The organism is Dysgonomonas sp. 216 (genome assembly GCF_010501065.1).
Classification (GTDB): domain Bacteria; phylum Bacteroidota; class Bacteroidia; order Bacteroidales; family Dysgonomonadaceae; genus QVMM01.
Map to the genome: position 1 here is coordinate 1 of NZ_QVMM01000023.1, position 18,143 is coordinate 18,143.

18 protein-coding genes and 1 tRNA gene are annotated in these 18,143 nt (G+C 37.3%); 8 read left to right on the forward strand and 11 right to left on the reverse strand.

All coding sequences use genetic code 11. The features are described from left to right. The first annotated feature begins 239 nt into the window (after positions 1-239). The 5 genes from D0T53_RS12110 to D0T53_RS12130 all read left to right on the forward strand — a co-directional run bounded on the left by D0T53_RS12110 (position 240) and on the right by D0T53_RS12130 (position 4,883). Positions 240-539 carry a hypothetical protein gene (locus tag D0T53_RS12110; RefSeq protein ID WP_163268268.1) on the forward strand — a complete coding sequence of 100 codons (300 nt, stop codon included), beginning with the start codon at positions 240-242 and terminating at the stop codon, positions 537-539. A 536-nt stretch (positions 540-1,075) separates the two neighbouring features. Continuing rightward, the gene (locus D0T53_RS12115; RefSeq protein ID WP_163268270.1) at positions 1,076-2,269 is read left to right on the forward strand and encodes a DUF418 domain-containing protein; all 1,194 of its coding nucleotides are present in this window, start codon (positions 1,076-1,078) and stop codon (positions 2,267-2,269) included. A gap of 61 nt (positions 2,270-2,330) precedes the next feature. Then, on the forward strand, positions 2,331-3,563 hold the full coding sequence (locus tag D0T53_RS12120; protein WP_163268272.1) for a nucleoside recognition domain-containing protein: 1,233 nt from the start codon (positions 2,331-2,333) through the stop codon (positions 3,561-3,563). Positions 3,564-3,578: 15 nt separating this feature from the next. Then, entirely contained in the window at positions 3,579-3,995 is a 417-nt protein-coding gene (gene ybeY / locus D0T53_RS12125) for an rRNA maturation RNase YbeY (protein ID WP_163268274.1), read from the forward strand. A gap of 27 nt (positions 3,996-4,022) precedes the next feature. Further along, positions 4,023-4,883 carry an alpha/beta hydrolase gene (locus D0T53_RS12130; RefSeq protein ID WP_163268276.1) on the forward strand — a complete coding sequence of 287 codons (861 nt, stop codon included), beginning with the start codon at positions 4,023-4,025 and terminating at the stop codon, positions 4,881-4,883. A gap of 57 nt (positions 4,884-4,940) precedes the next feature. Here the strand turns inward: D0T53_RS12130 and D0T53_RS12135 are convergent, their stop codons facing one another. The 3 genes from D0T53_RS12135 to D0T53_RS12145 all read right to left on the reverse strand — a co-directional run bounded on the left by D0T53_RS12135 (position 4,941) and on the right by D0T53_RS12145 (position 6,637). Then, positions 4,941-5,312, reverse strand: coding sequence for a VOC family protein (locus D0T53_RS12135; protein WP_163268278.1), 372 nt, complete (start codon positions 5,310-5,312; stop codon positions 4,941-4,943). Positions 5,313-5,407: 95 nt separating this feature from the next. After that, complete coding sequence (locus tag D0T53_RS12140) at positions 5,408-6,220, reverse strand: DUF6597 domain-containing transcriptional factor (RefSeq protein WP_255489446.1); 813 nt, start codon at positions 6,218-6,220, stop codon at positions 5,408-5,410. 330 nt (positions 6,221-6,550) lie between these two features. Continuing rightward, positions 6,551-6,637 (reverse strand) — tRNA-Ser (locus tag D0T53_RS12145). 251 nt (positions 6,638-6,888) lie between these two features. Between D0T53_RS12145 and purD the strand changes: the two genes are divergently transcribed. Both purD and D0T53_RS12155 read left to right on the forward strand, forming a co-directional pair. Then, positions 6,889-8,160, forward strand: a complete 1,272-nt coding sequence (gene purD, locus D0T53_RS12150; protein WP_163268280.1) for a phosphoribosylamine--glycine ligase — start codon at positions 6,889-6,891, stop codon at positions 8,158-8,160. 19 nt (positions 8,161-8,179) lie between these two features. Continuing rightward, positions 8,180-9,169 (forward strand): hypothetical protein, encoded by a 990-nt coding sequence (locus D0T53_RS12155; RefSeq protein WP_163268282.1) that lies wholly within the window; start codon positions 8,180-8,182, stop codon positions 9,167-9,169. On the opposite strand, the gene rnc is transcribed toward D0T53_RS12155, so the two are convergent. Genes rnc through D0T53_RS12170 form a run of 3 tightly spaced genes read right to left on the reverse strand, consistent with a single transcriptional unit; the run spans position 9,166 to position 11,587 of the window. Continuing rightward, positions 9,166-10,056, reverse strand: a complete 891-nt coding sequence (rnc, locus tag D0T53_RS12160) for a ribonuclease III (protein WP_163268284.1) — start codon at positions 10,054-10,056, stop codon at positions 9,166-9,168. The genes D0T53_RS12155 and rnc overlap by 4 nt on opposite strands. Before the next feature lie 4 nt (positions 10,057-10,060). Further along, positions 10,061-11,326 (reverse strand): beta-ketoacyl-ACP synthase II, encoded by a 1,266-nt coding sequence (gene fabF, locus D0T53_RS12165; RefSeq protein WP_163268286.1) that lies wholly within the window; start codon positions 11,324-11,326, stop codon positions 10,061-10,063. A gap of 24 nt (positions 11,327-11,350) precedes the next feature. Continuing rightward, positions 11,351-11,587 carry an acyl carrier protein gene (locus tag D0T53_RS12170; protein WP_163268288.1) on the reverse strand — a complete coding sequence of 79 codons (237 nt, stop codon included), beginning with the start codon at positions 11,585-11,587 and terminating at the stop codon, positions 11,351-11,353. A 157-nt stretch (positions 11,588-11,744) separates the two neighbouring features. On the opposite strand from D0T53_RS12170, the gene purN reads away from it, so the two are divergent. Beyond that, positions 11,745-12,320 carry a phosphoribosylglycinamide formyltransferase gene (gene purN, locus D0T53_RS12175; protein WP_163268290.1) on the forward strand — a complete coding sequence of 192 codons (576 nt, stop codon included), beginning with the start codon at positions 11,745-11,747 and terminating at the stop codon, positions 12,318-12,320. A 98-nt stretch (positions 12,321-12,418) separates the two neighbouring features. Here the strand turns inward: purN and D0T53_RS12180 are convergent, their stop codons facing one another. From D0T53_RS12180 to D0T53_RS12200, 5 genes are all read right to left on the reverse strand, one after another. Beyond that, positions 12,419-14,224 carry a CotH kinase family protein gene (locus D0T53_RS12180; RefSeq protein ID WP_163268292.1) on the reverse strand — a complete coding sequence of 602 codons (1,806 nt, stop codon included), beginning with the start codon at positions 14,222-14,224 and terminating at the stop codon, positions 12,419-12,421. Positions 14,225-14,603: 379 nt separating this feature from the next. Continuing rightward, positions 14,604-16,145 carry a glycine--tRNA ligase gene (locus D0T53_RS12185; RefSeq protein ID WP_163268294.1) on the reverse strand — a complete coding sequence of 514 codons (1,542 nt, stop codon included), beginning with the start codon at positions 16,143-16,145 and terminating at the stop codon, positions 14,604-14,606. A gap of 53 nt (positions 16,146-16,198) precedes the next feature. After that, the gene (locus D0T53_RS12190; protein ID WP_163268295.1) at positions 16,199-16,939 is read right to left on the reverse strand and encodes a DUF6348 family protein; all 741 of its coding nucleotides are present in this window, start codon (positions 16,937-16,939) and stop codon (positions 16,199-16,201) included. 27 nt (positions 16,940-16,966) lie between these two features. Next, positions 16,967-17,533 carry a GTP cyclohydrolase I FolE gene (folE, locus tag D0T53_RS12195; protein WP_163268297.1) on the reverse strand — a complete coding sequence of 189 codons (567 nt, stop codon included), beginning with the start codon at positions 17,531-17,533 and terminating at the stop codon, positions 16,967-16,969. Between the two features lie 39 nt (positions 17,534-17,572). Next, positions 17,573-18,103 carry an SPOR domain-containing protein gene (locus tag D0T53_RS12200; protein WP_163268299.1) on the reverse strand — a complete coding sequence of 177 codons (531 nt, stop codon included), beginning with the start codon at positions 18,101-18,103 and terminating at the stop codon, positions 17,573-17,575. Positions 18,104-18,143: the final 40 nt, after the last annotated feature.

The following is an 18,143-nucleotide window of genomic DNA, read 5'->3' on the forward strand; positions in this document are numbered from 1 at the left end:
CATCTCGTCCGAGACACTTAGTGGTATACTTTTCAATTACTAAGTGGACTACTTTTCAATTATATTATACAGTCAAAACCCGCACCACGACCCAAAAGACGAACATGTGTCGCATATAAAATCATTGGCTTTGGTTAAACTCTCTATTCGTTACAACACTATATCGTAATTCGGGCGTTTATTTGCTGTATTTGCAAATATAATATACTATATTTGCATAAATAAAAAATATTGTGCAAATGAAAGTCTATGTTTTGATACTGCAAAAGCCGCTAAAAATAAAAGTTTATTCATCACTCACTGCATTAATAGAGGACAACGAACCCTCAACGCTTGGTGCGAGCAAATCAAAGCTACAAAAGCACGATTTCGATAGTTTCGACTACATTACAAGCCGTATAATCATATCCAAAAAAGAAACCTTATCAACTGGCGATATTCGCCGTATATTAAATGACGAATGCAATCAGGCATACAAAGCCGGTGAATGCGAGCGCGGCAAATGGAAAGAAAAAGAACTGCCATACTCTAAAATTTAAACCGACTTTAATCGCTGTTTAAATACGAATTAAAGCCGGTCTTTAAATATCCCGCAAAAGTTTAAAGTAAAATCAATCAAGTTTAAAGCACTTGCACGATTTGTTAGCAATCAAAAAAAATGCGTTTTGCGTTTTTCGTTGTCATTATCAATTAATTACAAATAAAAAATGCCGCCCGTGCTTTTTACACTATTTATACTGCCCCTTTTACACAGATATAATTGGGGGATTTTTGTTCGCTTTTTCGTTAGTTGGAGGGCTAGTCGCCTTATTCGTCTGGTTATTTGAATAATACCGCCACAAGAATTTATATAATTTTTCTTTTCACATACAATCGTCCCACTCTCTTCATTTAAGTATTGCATACAACATTCTAAAGTCTGTTTTTAAGCCGGACTCTAATGAACGAAACACAAATTCATTTTTAAATCGGTTAAGAAACAGATCATTAACTACTTATTTTATTTTTAAAGCTATACTATGTATATTTGCATTCTTAGAATAAAATATTGTGCCTTTATAATAAAAAACCAACTATGACAAACAACCTTATAAAAACAAATTCACGTATCGATATCGCCGATGTATTAAGAGGACTTGCCGTTATGGGCATAATCATATTACATGCAATAGAACATTTCAATTTTTACTCGTACCCCGATACCAGCACACAAAGCGACCTCTTGAATTTTACGGATAAAGCTATTTGGGATTCGTTATTTTTCACTTTTGGAGGAAAAGCTTATGCTGTTTTCGCCTTACTGTTCGGGTTCAGTTTTTTCATACAAGATGATAATGAGAGAAGAAGGGGACGCGATTTCCGTATGCGTTTTATGTGGCGGTTAGTCTTATTATTCATAATCGGAAACTTTAATGCCATGTTTTTTACGGGCGAAATACTTGTTTTATATTCACTTGTAGGTTTTGTGTTAGTGTTAGTTTGCCGCTTACCAAACAAGGTACTGATTGCTATTGCAATTTTGCTTCTTTTACAACCAATGGAGTGGTGGAAACTATTTGAAACACTGCTCAACCCATCGGCTGAAACAACAGGTAGCCTTGCAGGATATTACTTTAATGAAGCTTATAAAGTACAGGAAAACGGAACATTTCTCGAAACTGCTAGAATGAATCTTTGGGAAGGACAGCTAGCCAGCCTTACATGGGCATGGGAACACGGACGGATGTTTCAGACAGCAGCGCTGTTCATTTTTGGAATGATTATAGGACGTAAAGGACTGTTCCTGTATTCGCCACAAAACATGAAGATTTGGGTGCAAGTACTGACAATAAGCATTGTATGTTATTTCCCTTTACAAGGTTTTGCCGATATGTTGCCCGAATTTATGGAAAACAAGCAAGCTTTATTCTCGGCAAATCTTATCATTACATCATTGGCTAAGTTTTCCTTTATGCTGATTCTATTATCAGGCGTTATTTTACTGTTTTACACTTTCGATAAAGTAAGAAAATTCCTGATGAATTTTTCTTCTTATGGACGAATGAGCTTAACAAACTATCTTACTCAGTCTATAATAGGCTCTATGCTATTCTATAATTGGGGTTTCGGGCTACACAACAAACTCGGTATCACTCACAGTTTTCTTGTAGGAGTTTTATTATTTCTCATACAATTTGTATTTTGTCATTGGTGGATGAAAAAGCATAAGCACGGACCTTTCGAATACATATGGAAAAAAGCAACATGGATTGGGCTAAACAGAAAATAAGATATTGACGTGCCTTTTAACAGCAAATAGTTTTATCTTTGGAACAGAATAATATACTCCAATGGTTCTTAATTATATCTGGATAGGTTTTATTATTGTGGCTTTTGTAGTTGCACTGTGCCGCCTCATCGTATTTGGCGATGTTGAAACCTTCAATGCTACAATAAATTCAACATTCGGATCAGCAAAAACAGCATTCGAAATATCAATCGGATTAACAGGTGTCCTTGCTTTGTGGATGGGCTTGATGAAAATTGGCGAACAAGGAGGCATGATACAGCTTTTTTCGCGTGCCATTAACCCCTTGTTCAGGCGATTATTTCCTGATATTCCTCAAAATCATCCGGCAGGCGGATCAATACTAATGAATCTGTCGGCAAACATACTGGGACTCGATAATGCCGCCACTCCGGCAGGATTACAGGCTATGCGCGAATTACAGGAAATAAACCCTGATAAAAACAAGGCATCGAACCCTATGATAATGTTTCTGGTCATGAATGCTTCAGGGCTTACCCTTATTCCTGTATCGGTAATGACAATACGTGCTCAAATGGGAGCATCGAACCCTGCCGATGTCTTTGTCCCGATAATGATAGCCACTTTCATATCCACAATGCTAGGGGTATTTGCAATATGTATAAAGCAACGGATAAAATTATTTGATAAAGTTATTCTTGGAACATTCGGGTCTGTAGCATTGCTTATAGCCGGAGTTATATGGGCTTTCAATGAAATGGGTCCGGAGAAAGCACAAAAAGTATCGAATATAGTTGCCAGTTTTATACTGTTTTCGGTTATAATTGTATTCATACTAAGCGGTGTCAGAAAAAAAATAAATGTATACGATGCTTTTATCGAAGGTGCAAAAGACGGTTTTTTGGTAGCTATCCGCATTATCCCTTATCTTGTTGCTATTCTAGTGGCTGTAGGCATGTTCAGGGCATCAGGAACAATGAACTTTTTAGTTGATTGGTTACGGGTTGCCGTCGAAGGCCTAGGATATAACAGCAATTGGGTTGACGCAATGCCAACCGCCTTGATGAAGCCCCTGAGTGGAAGCGGAGCACGAGGCATGATGGTAGATGCAATGAATACTTTCGGAGCAGACTCTTTTGCGGGAAGATTGGCGGGAATATTTCAAGCATCAACAGATACAACATTTTATGTTGTTGCTGTATACTATGGAGCAGTAAACATACGAAACAGCCGCTATACTATACCCTACGCCTTATTTGCAGACCTTGTTGGTGTAATCACTGCTATTTGGGTTTCATATATATTTTTCGGCTAAATAAAAAATTAGAAAATGATAACGTACGAAAATATTGACATTAAATTTCCTGCGATAAAACGCAGGGATACATCGAATTGGATAAAGCAGGTAGCAGCATCCTTCGAAAAGAAAATAGGAAATATTTCTTATATATTCTGCTCGGACGAAAAAATACTTGAGGTAAATAACGAGTACTTACAACACGATTATTACACCGATATAATAACCTTTGATTATAGCGAAGGGAATGTAATATCAGGCGATATATTTATAAGCCTTGATACAGTAAAGAGCAACTCCGAACAGTTTGATACCATCTATAATTCCGAACTGCACAGGGTTATCATTCATGGAATCCTCCATCTTTGCGGTATTAACGACAAGACAGATGAAGAGCAGGAACAAATGACACTGTGCGAAAACAAAGCTTTGGCACTAATAAAGCAATAATTTAACCACAACAAATATTCATCACACATGAAAAAGACCTGCTTATTTTTATTAATCTGTTTATTTGCAACAGATGTGGGTGCGCAAACAATATTAAAATTATGGAATGGAAATCCGCCAACAAGCAATGGTATAACCGAGTCGGAAAAACAAGAAAACTGGCGTATTTCGAACGTTACCGAACCCGATATAGCAGTATATTTGCCCGAAAAGAGTAAAAACACGCGTACAGCTGTTATAATATGCCCCGGAGGAGGATATTCGCGCCTTGCATACGATCACGAAGGCATACAGTTTGCCGAATGGTTGAAATCGCAGGGGATTGCCGGTATAATACTTAAATATCGCCTCCCAAACGGGTACAAAGAAATACCTTTACAAGACGCTCAACAAGCAATCAGCATAGTAAGAAGTAAAGCTAATGAATGGGATATCGACCAAAATAAAGTGGGTATAGCCGGTTTTTCGGCCGGAGGACATTTGGCTTCTACGGCGTCCACTCATTTTACATCAGGAAATACCCGTCCCGATTTTTCGATTCTATTTTATCCTGTTATAACAATGAAAGAAGGAATAACACATGGGGGGTCGCGGTATAACCTTTTAGGAAAAAGTCCTTCGTTATCAGACTTGCATATATATTCAAACGAAAAACAGGTAAATGCAAATACTCCACCTACCATTATCATGCTTAGCGACGATGATAAAGCGGTTATTCCGCAAAACAGTATTATGTATTATGATGCCCTGAAGAAGAACAGTATTCCGGCAACTATGTATGTATTTCCTACCGGTGGACATGGCTGGGGTATGAACACTAATTTTAAATACCACAACCAGATGTTATCTCTGTTGAAATTGTGGCTCGAAGCTACTGTCATTAAATAAAACAAATAACCAGATAGTTGACCGACTACACTTTCAACTATCTGGCATACACACTATTTACTCGCTATACAACCCTAACCGATTTCCTTCACAATCGGTAAAAACTGCAAAATATCCACGGTCGTCGGACTCTATTTTTGTTTTTGCAATTAGAGTTTTGCCTCCGTTTTTTTCTATTAGTTCAAGCATACTGCTTATGTCCTCACAGTTTAAGCTGATAAGTACTCCTTGAGCAGAAGGTGTGAAATCAAAACAGGAACTCCACGATATAGCCCCTTGCGACTTTCCATTATTTCCCGGGAAAAAAGCCATTTTTTCGTTACCGCAATCAAAGGTTGCCATTGTTATTCCAAATATGGTTTCGTAAAATTTTACAGCCCTACTGAAATCTGTTGCCGGAATTTCAAAAAAATCAATTAATCTTTTCATAAAATCTTGTTTGTTGTTAATTAATAGAACATCGATCGACTTTACAAAAATAGATAGAGCCCTACTCCCAAACTTGGAAATAAAAGACATCTTCCTTAAGGCTTAAAAAAATAGTCGGAATAAGGATTACAAACAGCCATATATTCGCGCGGAGAATATCCCGAAAAACGCTTAAATTCGTTTATCATATGAGATTGGTCGTAATAACCGCATTCTAATGCTAGCTGGGTTAGGTTAAGGCCGGAATAAGATTGTAATATAAACAATGCACGCTGAAAGCGGACTATACATAAAAATTCTTTCGGATTAGTACCAACATATTCTCCAAAAATCCGGTCGAATTGTTTGCTACTCAGACAACATATATCGGCTAAATTACCAATACTTAATTTAGGCTTATTATTAATATTCGCTATAACAGCATCTAACCGCTCGAAATTATATTGCCTAGTTATATTTAATCGTTTTATAAAATACTGTTCTATACGCTTTATGCAAAATGTGGTATTTCTCATATAAAACAAGCTATCGGCTAAATCTAGCAATAGGGGGTCTCCTATATCTTCGAGCGAAATATCCTGCCCCACAAACTCATTCATCGGTATATCGAAAAAAGCCCTACCTCCTGCCGGCTGAAAAACAACCACTATCATGTCTACCCTACCCTTTGCCAATAAATCGGTATGACCCGAACTTTGTCCGCTAACAAAAGATTGCGGCAATAATACATCTTGAGCCGACGAATACATGCGTGATGCCCGATGAAAGACCAGACTAATACAACCTGTAGGTATTGTACGCTCCCCTACAGAGCCACCATCAGAGCTTTCAGCCCTAAGAGTCCAATAATGCTTTATATAAGGAGACAATAAAGGGCTAGGATATATTACATCAAATTGTTCCATCATTCAGTCTAAAACAACAAATATAAATATACCAAAAATTCTGCAATTGTAAAAAACAGACATATATCTAATCCGCTTCAAAATATTGTACAAATAAAAAAGAGCCAAGATACTTTTCAGAGAATATACTGAAATGAGGAAAGCATATTATTGACTATGCAATTAGGATTAATATATCATCAGGCTAAAGATACTATTTCTAAACTTTTACGGTAATAATATTTTTATGCTAGTGTTTCCTTTATCTACCGCAAAAAATAAGGACTAAAAAAAGGTTATAGTCCTTGTTTTAGTCCCCCTGTCTTGTATTTTACTGATAATCAGTCTTTGTTGCGGAAGCGGGGGGATTCGAACCCCCGGTACAGTTACCCGTACGTCAGTTTAGCAAACTGGTGGTTTCAGCCACTCACCCACACTTCCCTGGCAAGTCTTAAAACGAATTGCGATGCAAATATAATTCATTGTTTTTATTTATCAATACCAAAGCATAATATTTTTGAGATTTAATAAACTTTCTTCTGTTTTCTGATTGTACCTCCTTAAATAGGTGTAGCCAACTTATATATTTATAGATAAAACACATTATTAATTGTCTGTTTTTACAGATGACAGAATGATGTTTATAAAAATATCATGTACCTTTGTAGTCTTTTCGAGAAAACTATAACTATATGAATATTTTACTATTAGGAAGCGGAGGACGCGAGCATGCTTTGGCATGGAAAATGAAGCAAAGTGCAAAAATAAACAACTTGTATGTTGCCCCGGGTAATGCAGGAACCGCTACGGTTGCTGAAAATGTAGCAATAAATGCAACCGATTTTGAGGCAATAAAGGATTTTGTTTTAACGAATAACATAAATATGCTTGTTGTAGGTCCTGAAGACCCGTTAGTAAAAGGTGTTAGTAACTTTTTTAAGAACGATTCGCAGCTAAATCATATTCCTGTTATAGGCCCATCGAAAGAAGGTGCACAATTGGAAGGGAGCAAAGATTTTGCAAAGCAATTCATGCTTCGCCACAATATTCCTACAGCAAGATACAAGAGTTTTACGTTAGATAATATAAAAGAAGGTTATGAGTTTCTTGAGCAGCTCGATGCCCCTTATGTTCTGAAAGCAGACGGACTAGCAGCCGGAAAGGGCGTGTTGATAATCAATGATATTGACGAAGCTAAACGTGAACTTCACAATATGCTTAACGGAATGTTTGGAGAGGCTAGTGAAACCGTAGTGATAGAAGAGTTCTTGTCGGGGATCGAATGTTCGGTATTTGTTCTGACCGATGGCGATTCGTACAAGATTCTGCCCGTAGCAAAAGATTATAAGCGCATAGGGGAAGGAGACACAGGGTTAAATACCGGAGGTATGGGAGCTGTATCTCCTGTTTCGTTTGCCGATGACATATTCATGAATAAAGTTGAGGAACGTATCGTTATCCCTACCGTGGAAGGGCTAAAAAAGGATAAAATAGATTATAAAGGTTTTATCTTTCTCGGACTGATTGAAGTTAAAGGAGAACCTATGGTTATAGAGTATAATGTTCGCATGGGTGACCCTGAAACTGAGGCTGTGATGCTTCGTATAAAATCCGATTTTGTAGATTTACTAGAAGGTGTTGCTTATAACAAACTTGCATCTAAAAAACTAGAGATAGATGAAAGATATGCAGTTACTGTTATGCTTGTGGCAGGAGGGTATCCCGGAGATTACAAGAAAGGAGATGTGATATCAAATCTTGATACTATTAATAGTAGCATAGTCTTTCATGCAGGCACAAAATGCTCTGATGGAAAAATATTGACAAATGGCGGACGAGTAATGGCTATCAGTTCCTATGGAAATTCAAAATCCGAGGCATTGACAACCTCATACGCGAATGCCGAAAAAATACAGTTTGAAGGAAAATATTACAGAAAGGATATAGGCTTCGATTTACAATAAGTGATTTGAAACAAGTATAGTGTTTAAACAATACACAAAGCACATAGCAGAAAACCGTAATATAATTTATCCCGCAACATTTATAGCTTTAGTATTGCGGGGTATATCGTTTGCAGCAACAGACAATCTTCACGTTTCCGACGGAGGTTTATTATGGCAGTTTATTGATCAGATATTCACAAACGAGTATATCTCTTTTGTTTTTGGGCTGTTATTTACTTTTGGCATAGCCCTCTATGTGATGTTTCTGAGTAATAAGTATTCATTAATAAGGGTTCGCAGCAATTTTCCTTATGTATTGGTACTTTTGTTATTCAGTTTCTCAAGAGATATGGCTTTTATGTCGCCGGCATATATTAGTGTAATTATCCTATTACGGTGTCTTGACATTCTTTTCGATAGCTATCAAGTTAAGTTAGCTTCGTGGGCATCTTTTCGTATTGCATTCCTTTTATCTATCGGCAGTTTATTTACTCCCAGCTTATTTTTGTATGTTTTTATATTTTGGCTTGGATTTTTGTTCATGAGAAGCTTTAATATTAAAGCTCTTTTAGCATCCTTGCTTGGTATATTTCTTGTTTATTGGTTGGCAGCGATGTACAGCCTGACTTTTAATGACATTAATATTATATACTCCGAGCTATTGTATACATGGAATGGGATGAGAGAAGTATCTATCATGCAAATGTATATCGATGACGTAATATTATTAGGGCTCGGGATGATTACCATATTGATTATCCTTATCGATTATTTAGGCAATTCGTATAAAGATAAAATAAGAGTCAGGGCAAACATTATGTATTTAAACCTGATGGGATTTTTGTCTATAACTGGGTATCTTTTCCTGAATGAGCACTTCCAGATTTGGCTTATGGTTACACTTGTAGCTTGTTCTCTTTCGTTTGCGCATTTCTTTGCTCTGGCCGACAAGAAGTGGAAAATGTACTTTTTTATTGTTGCTACAATCGTATATTTTGGAGTATATACTTATGCAATGCTTTACTAAACAGGGTTGTTATTGCCTTCTTCCGAAAAATTCTCTTTTGCTATAACTGACGTATCGTTGGATATGCTTTTCTCAGACTCATCTTCCGACATATCCGAATTGTTTTCTTTCAGAGACTCTTCTTCCTTCCGTTCAAGAATGTATAATTTAAATTCGCTGTCGGTATCAATTCTGTTCAATGCCATTTTAGATGCATTTTGTTGCGACTCTTTTTTAGAATATCCCGTACCTACTCCGGCTTGCCTGTCGTAAATAATAACAGCTGTCTGAAATATCGGATTATTGTCGCTGTCAACAAAATACTCTATAAGTTCGAAACAAATATCTATCTTGTTTTTCTGGCTCCACTCTATTAACCTCGATTTGAAGTTAACTTCGTGCTTCACAACCGTTTCCAGATTTAGCAGCTCAAGGATGAGTTTTTCATATACGAAACTTTTTGCTACACGATAGCCTTGGTCGAGATATATTGCGCCAATAAGAGCTTCGAGTGCATTTCCATACATATGTGTTTTGTGGGTTGTGTTCTTAGTCGACGATTTAATAAGCTTATCAAGCCCCAGCTCTAAAGCTAGTTTATTAAGAGTGTCGCGTTGTACGATCTTTGATCGTAAATTAGTAAGGAATCCTTCTTTCTTATATTCAAATTGTTTGAATACTATATCGGCAACAATGGCATCGAGTATTGCATCGCCAAGAAACTCAAGACGCTCGTTGTTTATCCATTTACCATCTTTAAGTTTTATCGACGAAGATTTGTGTAATAAAGCTTGTTCGTACAAAGTTATATTGTACGGATAGAACCCTAATATCTTAAAAAAAGAAACATAAGGCTCTTTTTTCCTTTTCGGGAAAAGCCTTATGTTTCGATATAGTTTCTTAAACACTTCTTTACTTCGTATACTTCTTAACTATCACACATGCATTGTGACCGCCAAATCCAAAGGTATTAGAAAGAGCAGCATTCACAACTCTCTTTTGTGCTTTGTTAAAGGTTAAGTTCAAGTTATAATCAATCTCAGGATCTTCATCTCCTTCTGTGAAGTTGATTGTTGGAGGAACAATGTCGTTTTGCACCGACAATACACAGAATAAGGTTTCAACAGCTCCGGCAGCACCTAATAAGTGACCTGTCATTGATTTTGTTGAACTGATATTCATATTGTAAGCATGTTCGCCAAACACTTCTTTAATAGCCTTGATCTCTGAAGGATCGCCAACCGGAGTAGATGTTCCATGTACATTTACATAGTCTATTTCGGAAGCTTTCATACTAGCATCTTCAAGAGCGCTTCTCATTACCAGTTTTGCTCCTAATCCTTCGGGATGAGAAGCCGTAAGGTGATAAGCATCCGCCGACATTCCGCCGCCCACAACTTCGGCATATATTTTTGCTCCACGAGCCAGAGCATGCTCCAACTCTTCGAACATTAAACATGCAGCACCTTCTCCTAATACAAAACCATCGCGGCTTGCACTAAAAGGGCGAGAAGCAGTTTCGGGCGAATCGTTACGTGTCGATAATGCTGTTAGTGCATTAAAGCCACCAATACCAGATGCACATACAGCAGCTTCAGCTCCTCCGGCAACAATAGCATTTGCCTTACCTAAACGGATGAGGTCGAAAGCTGTTATTGCACTATGAGTTGATGAGGCACAAGCCGAAACAGTTCCGAAATTAGGACCACGAAGCCCGTGACGGATAGAGATATGACCCGAAGCTATATCCGAAATCATCTTTGGAATGAAAAACGGATTGAATTTAGGGCCTAGTTCTTCATGAACATAGTAATCGCCTACTTCTGCTTCGAATGTTTTGATACCTCCGATTCCTGCCGAAACAATAACTCCAACTTTGTCTTTGTTTAGGCCTTCTGTAGCCAAAAGTCCTGAGTTTTCGATACATTGTTCTGCGGCAGCAATAGCCAACTGTGTATATCTGTCGCACTTGCGTGCTTCTTTTCTGTCGAGGTATTTGCTTGGATCGAAGTCTTTTACTTCGCAAGCAAATTGAGTCTTGAATTTTGATGCATCAAATTGAGTAATAGGTCCGGCCCCACTAACACCGTTTATTGCATTGGTCCACGTTGTTTCAACATCGTTACCAATTGGGGTTACTGCGCCCAGACCTGTTACCACCACTCTTTTTAATTCCATAATTGAATTTCAGTGGAAAATAATTTATTTTACGTTTGCTTCGATATAAGAGATAGCGTCTCCTACTGTTGCAATTTTTTCAGCCTGATCGTCTGGAATAGAAATTCCGAAATCTTTTTCAAATTGCATAATAAGCTCTACAGTGTCAAGAGAGTCAGCTCCTAAATCATTAGTAAAGCTAGCAGTTTCAGTTACTTCAGTTTCTTCAACTCCTAATTTGTCAACAATAATAGCTTTTACTTTTGATGCTACTTCAGACATAACTTTTTGATTTTAATTAATAATTCGTTTTTATTTTTAATTTTGTCGGTGCAAAGTAACAGTTTTTTCTCTATATCTAACAAATATTTCATCAAGAAAATACTTAAAAATTGCACAATTATCTCTTTTTTGTGCAGAACATTTAAATATTCTAACAATGATTAAAATATCTATTTTTGCTTCAGGTTCGGGTTCGAACGCCGAAAATATTGCAAATCATCTGATTGGTAATAAGAACATTACCATCGACTCAATCCTATCAAATAAGGCCGATGCTTATGTTCACGAACGTGCCAAAAAACTAGGTATAGAATCCTTCTTTTTCAGTAAATCTGATTTTACAGAAAACAGTAAAGTTTTAGACTTTCTGAAAGAAAGAAATGTAGATTTTATTGTTTTAGCAGGTTTTTTACTCAAAATACCCGCACATCTTATAGATAATTTCCCCAATAAAATAATAAATATACATCCGGCTTTACTTCCTAAATATGGAGGAAAAGGTATGTATGGCGATAATGTACACAAAGCAGTTGTTGAAGCAGGCGAGCAGGAATCGGGCATAACCATCCATTATGTGAATGAGAATTACGACGAAGGCAACATTATATTTCAGGCTAAATGTATTGTAACTCCTTCAGACACTTATCAGGATGTGGCAGCGAAAGTTCACGAATTAGAGTATAAATATTTTCCGCAAGTAATAGTCGATTTGTTAGAATCGGCCAACTCTTAATCCGTTTATTCTGCGGTGTTTCTATAATAAAAAACCGGTACCACTAAGTGTATCCGGTTTTTGACATAATCTATAAAGTAGTAGTACAAGGTTTTATTTTAATCGGCGTTAATTTCCCTGTCAAGATAATCTATCCTGTTTTTTAACCAAAGCCTCATTTTGTTTATTTGCTCATCGTAGTTGTAGTTGTAATATTTTTCGTTGTACCACAACGCTAAATTTGCAGCTCCCGATTTGCGTAGGTATGTTCCATAATCGGCAATAAACTGATCCAGATCGTATAACTGTGGTTTTATCGAATTCCATTTGGCCTTGTATGCACTTCTAAACTCGGCATCCTTAAAGAACTGAGCTATAAGATATCCGCACGAACCACCTGTTTGGCTACTAAATAATCTTATACCTGTTTCTCCAAAATATTTAATGCCGTCTTCGGCATGACAAAAGCCCCAATCGAAATCCCAGACAGGACCGAAATGAATCTTTTTATTGTTGTCTTTGTACATATACAGGCTTTTGGGGTGAGCAATTTCGCCATTATAAGTAACTTCGTTGACTAATAAATACCCGATAACAGAATTGATGTCGACAAGGTTTTTATAACCTCCCGAAGGTTTGCCGTTATTTGCATACATTGCATTTTCGAAATCGTTAAATATTTTTTCAACTGCTTCAACACAGGAGGCATCTTCGGGCGATTTTATATTCACAGGTAAGTTTCTTGCCGACCTGAATTTTAATTCTTCGTCAAAGTAGTTGTCAAGTTCTATCAGAAAACCGTTGGTCTTGTCAATATCAACCCGATGCTTGTTTACCTGAACCTGTTCGGTTAATAAATAGCTTCCTTTGTATTGCTTATTAACAAACAGCTCCACATGGTTTGCATTGTTTGTGAACTCCAGCCCTAAACGCCGGCCTATCTCGAAAGCTATAGTGTTCATAATGAATGTGGGATCCTGATAGTTTGCCCTTAAAACCCAGCTTTTAGCTTCTCCTAATCCAAATAAACCTACTTTGTTTTCAAATTTCAGACGGTAAGGCTTTTTAGGATATAATGTCCAGGTAGAGTTTCCCCGTCCACGTATGCCCGTGGACTCATCTATATTGTTCTGAGTATTATTAGGGTCGAATAGTCGACAACGAGCCTGTATATAATTTTCTTTATCTTTGATTTCCGTTCTGTTATCGGTTTCAATACTCATAATTGGCAAGCCTGTTGACTGAGGAGAAACCAATATAACCCTGTATTTTCTGTCCGGTTTTCCCGAACTGGTTACTTTATAAATAAGTTCTTTGCTGAAATCATTTGCGGTAACTCCACTTTGTTGTTCTGCTTCTCCCACATAAACTTTGCCTTCGGTTTCGAATAGAGCGACCGCTTGATTTATGTTCTCGATCCAATTTTTACAATGAGCATTTAACGTGATTATAGTATTGCTGCTATTATAAACCCCAGAAAGAGTTTTTTCAACTCCTTTTTCTTTTATTTTTAATTGAAAACTATTCAGAGGTTCCCCGTCGTTTTCGGGAGTAGCTATTATTTTGTAAGTTCTGGTATCACCATTTTCAGCAATAATATTGTAACTGATTTCTTCGGCAAAATTGACTGCTGTTTTTCCGCTGGTTTGTTTTATATACCCAATATATGCATCTCCTTCGGAGGTAAATGTTGCTATCAAATCTTTATATGCGGGCACTTTCGAACCGAGGGTTATTGTTTTGGTTTCATCGTTAATTATGCCTTCAATATTAGCACTGAGTCCGTTTTTAGATGCCTCGATAGTATACGAAGTTATTTTGTTGTCGGAACCTAGTGATGGCTCATCTTCATTACCGGAATCGTTGCTACAGGAAGCAAAAAATAGAGACGCAAAAAATAAGGAGAAAGAGAAAATCTTATTCATACTTAAAAAAATTAAACCTATAATTATTCTACATTACTATAATAACATGCGAGTTTTAAAGTATTCAGCAGTATGATTTTTGAAAAACCTGACAGATCTGACAAGATTTATTCATTTTTATTTTTTTATTGGACTATTGTTTACTTTCCTAATATATAGATAAAAGGAAGTGCTAAATTCTGTTAGCAAAAGTATGGCAAAAGCTTTTTAACAGTAGAGCTTTAAATGAGTATTTACAAGAGGAAATTTTCCTTTTTCGAAAGATAGCATGAAAGGTGTTGTATATTTTGAAAAACAGCAGAGAAACAATAGCAAAAGAAAATAAAAAAACCGCAAGTCAATACTCACGGTTTCTCTGTATACTAAAGTTATAATCTTGTTATGATATACTTGTTAAAAGTTTTTTCATGTTTACTTTTTCGGCAATAATACCTTGCAGATCGTTAATGCTTACACGCTCTTGTTCCATCGTATCGCGGTAACGTATGGTTACGGTATTATCTTCTAACGATTGATGGTCTACAGTAACACAATAAGGAGTACCGATAGCATCCTGACGACGATAGCGTTTTCCAATACTATCCTTTTCGTCGTATTGACATTTGAAATCGAATTTCAATGCATCAATAATTTCACGGGCTTTTTCGGGTAAACCATCTTTTTTAACAAGAGGTAACACTGCTAGCTTAATTGGTGCTAGTGGCGCAGGTAGCTTAAGAACAACGCGTGATTCGCCATTTTCGAGTGTTTCTTCGCAATAAGATGCCGCAATGGTAGATAAGAACATACGATCTACACCTATCGATGTTTCTACAACGTAAGGCGTATACGATTTATTCAATTCAGGATCGAAGTATTGCATTTTCTTACCTGAGTATTTTTCGTGGCTACCTAAGTCAAAATCTGTACGCGAATGTATACCTTCTACTTCTTTGAATCCGAAAGGCATTTCAAATTCAATATCGGTTGCAGCATTGGCGTAGTGAGCTAATTTGTCGTGATCGTGGAAACGATATTTATGATCGCCAAAACCAAGTGATTTATGCCACTTCATACGTATTTCTTTCCACTGACGGAAATAATCCAACTCTTCGCCCGGACGAACAAAGAATTGCATCTCCATTTGTTCGAATTCGCGCATACGGAAGATAAACTGGCGCGCAACAATCTCGTTACGAAAAGCTTTCCCTATTTGTGCAATACCGAAAGGTATTTTCATTCGCCCGGTTTTCTGTACATTCAAGAAGTTTACAAAAATACCCTGAGCAGTTTCGGGGCGCAGGTAAACTTTCATTGCTCCGTCGGCAGTAGAACCCATTTCGGTAGCAAACATTAGGTTAAACTGACGCACATCAGTCCAGTTGCGTGTTCCACTTATTGGGTCTACGATTTCGCAATCAATAATAATCTGACGTAGTTCTTCCAGATTGCTATCGTTCAAAGCTTTTGCAAAACGTGTATGTACTTCGTTGCGCTTTGCTTGTTGTTCTTTAACACGGGGGTTAGTTTCGCGGAACATAGCCTCGTCAAAACTATCTCCGAATTTCTTTGCGGCTTTTTCAACCTCTTTATTTATTTTTTCGTCAATCTTCGCCAGATAATCTTCGATAAGAACATCGGCACGGTAACGTTTCTTGCTGTCTTTGTTATCTATCAACGGGTCGTTAAAGGCATCAACGTGCCCCGAAGCTTTCCATATAGTAGGGTGCATGAAAATGGCTGAATCGATACCTACCACATTTTCATGAAGTAGTATCATGCTATCCCACCAGTATTTTTTTATATTGTTTTTTAACTCGACGCCCATTTGCCCGTAATCATAAACGGCGCCCAGCCCGTCGTATATTTCGCTTGACGGGAAAACGAAACCATACTCTTTACAATGCGAAACAATTTTCTTAAAAACGTCTTCTTGTGCCATAGTTTTCTTTCTGAAATAATATTTATATTGTTTTGATTATTTTTCTGATTCTATTATTGTTCATCGCAAGCGTCGCATAGCCTGAAAACAATAAACTGTTTTATTGCCCTGAATCCATCCTGATTTTTCCACGTTTCGGCATAGCTTTTCAGCATATCGAATCCCGCATCCCATAATTGGTTGTTTAACGAGCATTCGCCCGATATAGAGCCGTCGGCCTGCTTGGCAACATATAGTTTTAGCCAGTTAAATTTTCTATCGATAAGTTCGGGAGCTAAAGAATTTTTTAATACACCAAGCAAATAGTCAGGTGTTATTGTTTCCGATTCATCCCATTGTCCCTGATAACCAATATCGCCAACCTTGGGATGCCAAAGTAGCCTTCGGTTTCCATTGGTTGTTGTTTCAAAATCCAAATCAGGATTATGGCTATCGGTAAATGCATCGAGAATAGGTGGTAACGACACATTCAGAAAATTTGCCAGAACCGAATCTGCTTTTTTAGGTAGATCTTCACCTATTCCAACAAGATCCTCGGCAAGTCCTCCGGGAAAGTAGTTACCTACATAAATTTCGGTATGCAGATGCATAATTAGCGGATGCAGGTTTGGGTTATTTACAATCTCGGTACGTAATGTTATTTTATCGTTTATTATAACCGATGCGTCTTCTATCTCTACTTTATGTCCTGCTGCTACCAAACGGCTCTTTAGTTCACAACGAAGATAAGCATCAGGGCTTTCTTCTGCTCCTGTACTCTTTTTTCTACCTAATATCTTATCAAATATTCCCACCTGTTTTTATAATAAGCCTTATATGTATTATTTTATCAGATTAATGAACTCCTCGCGTGTTTTGGCTTGATTGAAAACTCCCGTAAAATCGGATGTTGTAGTAAGCGAGTTCTGTTTTTCAACTCCTCTCATTTGCATGCACATGTGTTGTGCTTCAATAACCACCATTACACCAAGTGGATTCAGAGTATTTTGTATACACCGTTTTATTTGCGAAGTCAGTCTTTCCTGTACTTGCAGACGGCGTGCATACACTTCTACCACACGGGGAATTTTGCTCAAACCTGTTATATATCCGTTGGGAATGTAGGCTACATGTACTTTTCCCCAAAAAGGAAGCATATGATGTTCGCAGAGTGAGTAGAAGTCAATATCCTTTACAATAACCATCTGGCGATAATCTTCCTTAAAAAGAGCTTTCAATAAAATAGCTTCGGGGTCTTCGTGATATCCTTTTGTCAAAAACTGCATGGCTTTAGCAACCCGTTCGGGTGTTGCCAATAAGCCCTCACGATTAACATCCTCTCCGAGTACATTAATGATTTCTTTATAGTGACTTGCTAATATTTCTGTTTTTTCTCCGTGCTCCGACATTTACTTTCTTCCCTTCTTTTCTTAATACAATAGCCTGATTTATTCGATTGGCAATTTTACTACATCTTCAACAATTTGCAGTTCACGTCCGAAAGACGGAAAAGCTTTCTTCAGGTCGTTCAGAGCCTGAAAGGCTTGTTCGTATGTTTTAAAGTTACCTGCGCGTGCTCTCCACACGGGAGAGTTAAATATAATTGCGACTTCCATATCCGGAAATTCAGATACTATTTTACTTTTACGGCTTTCGGCTTCTTGTCTCGACCGTTTCTGGTCATTTCCCGAAAACACTTGTATTTTATATCCCTTTGCTCTGATAAAACCAGAAGGTTGGGATTTATTTGTTCCATTTTCTATTTCACCCGATATGCTTCCCTGATCGGTCGGCGAAGGGATTGGGGAGGAAGATGTACGAGTACCGATGAGGCCTTCAATAGCTTCATCCTGATATATAACCACACTTCCTTGTCCTGGTTTAGAGGCATTTAAATCCTTAATTATAGTAGTTTGTGCTACAATTGAAGAGCACAAGGTTGCTATGGTAAATAAAAATATGCCGATTAAAATTCTCATAATTGACATTCTTTGAATGTAGAAAAATAAAAAAAGCAAT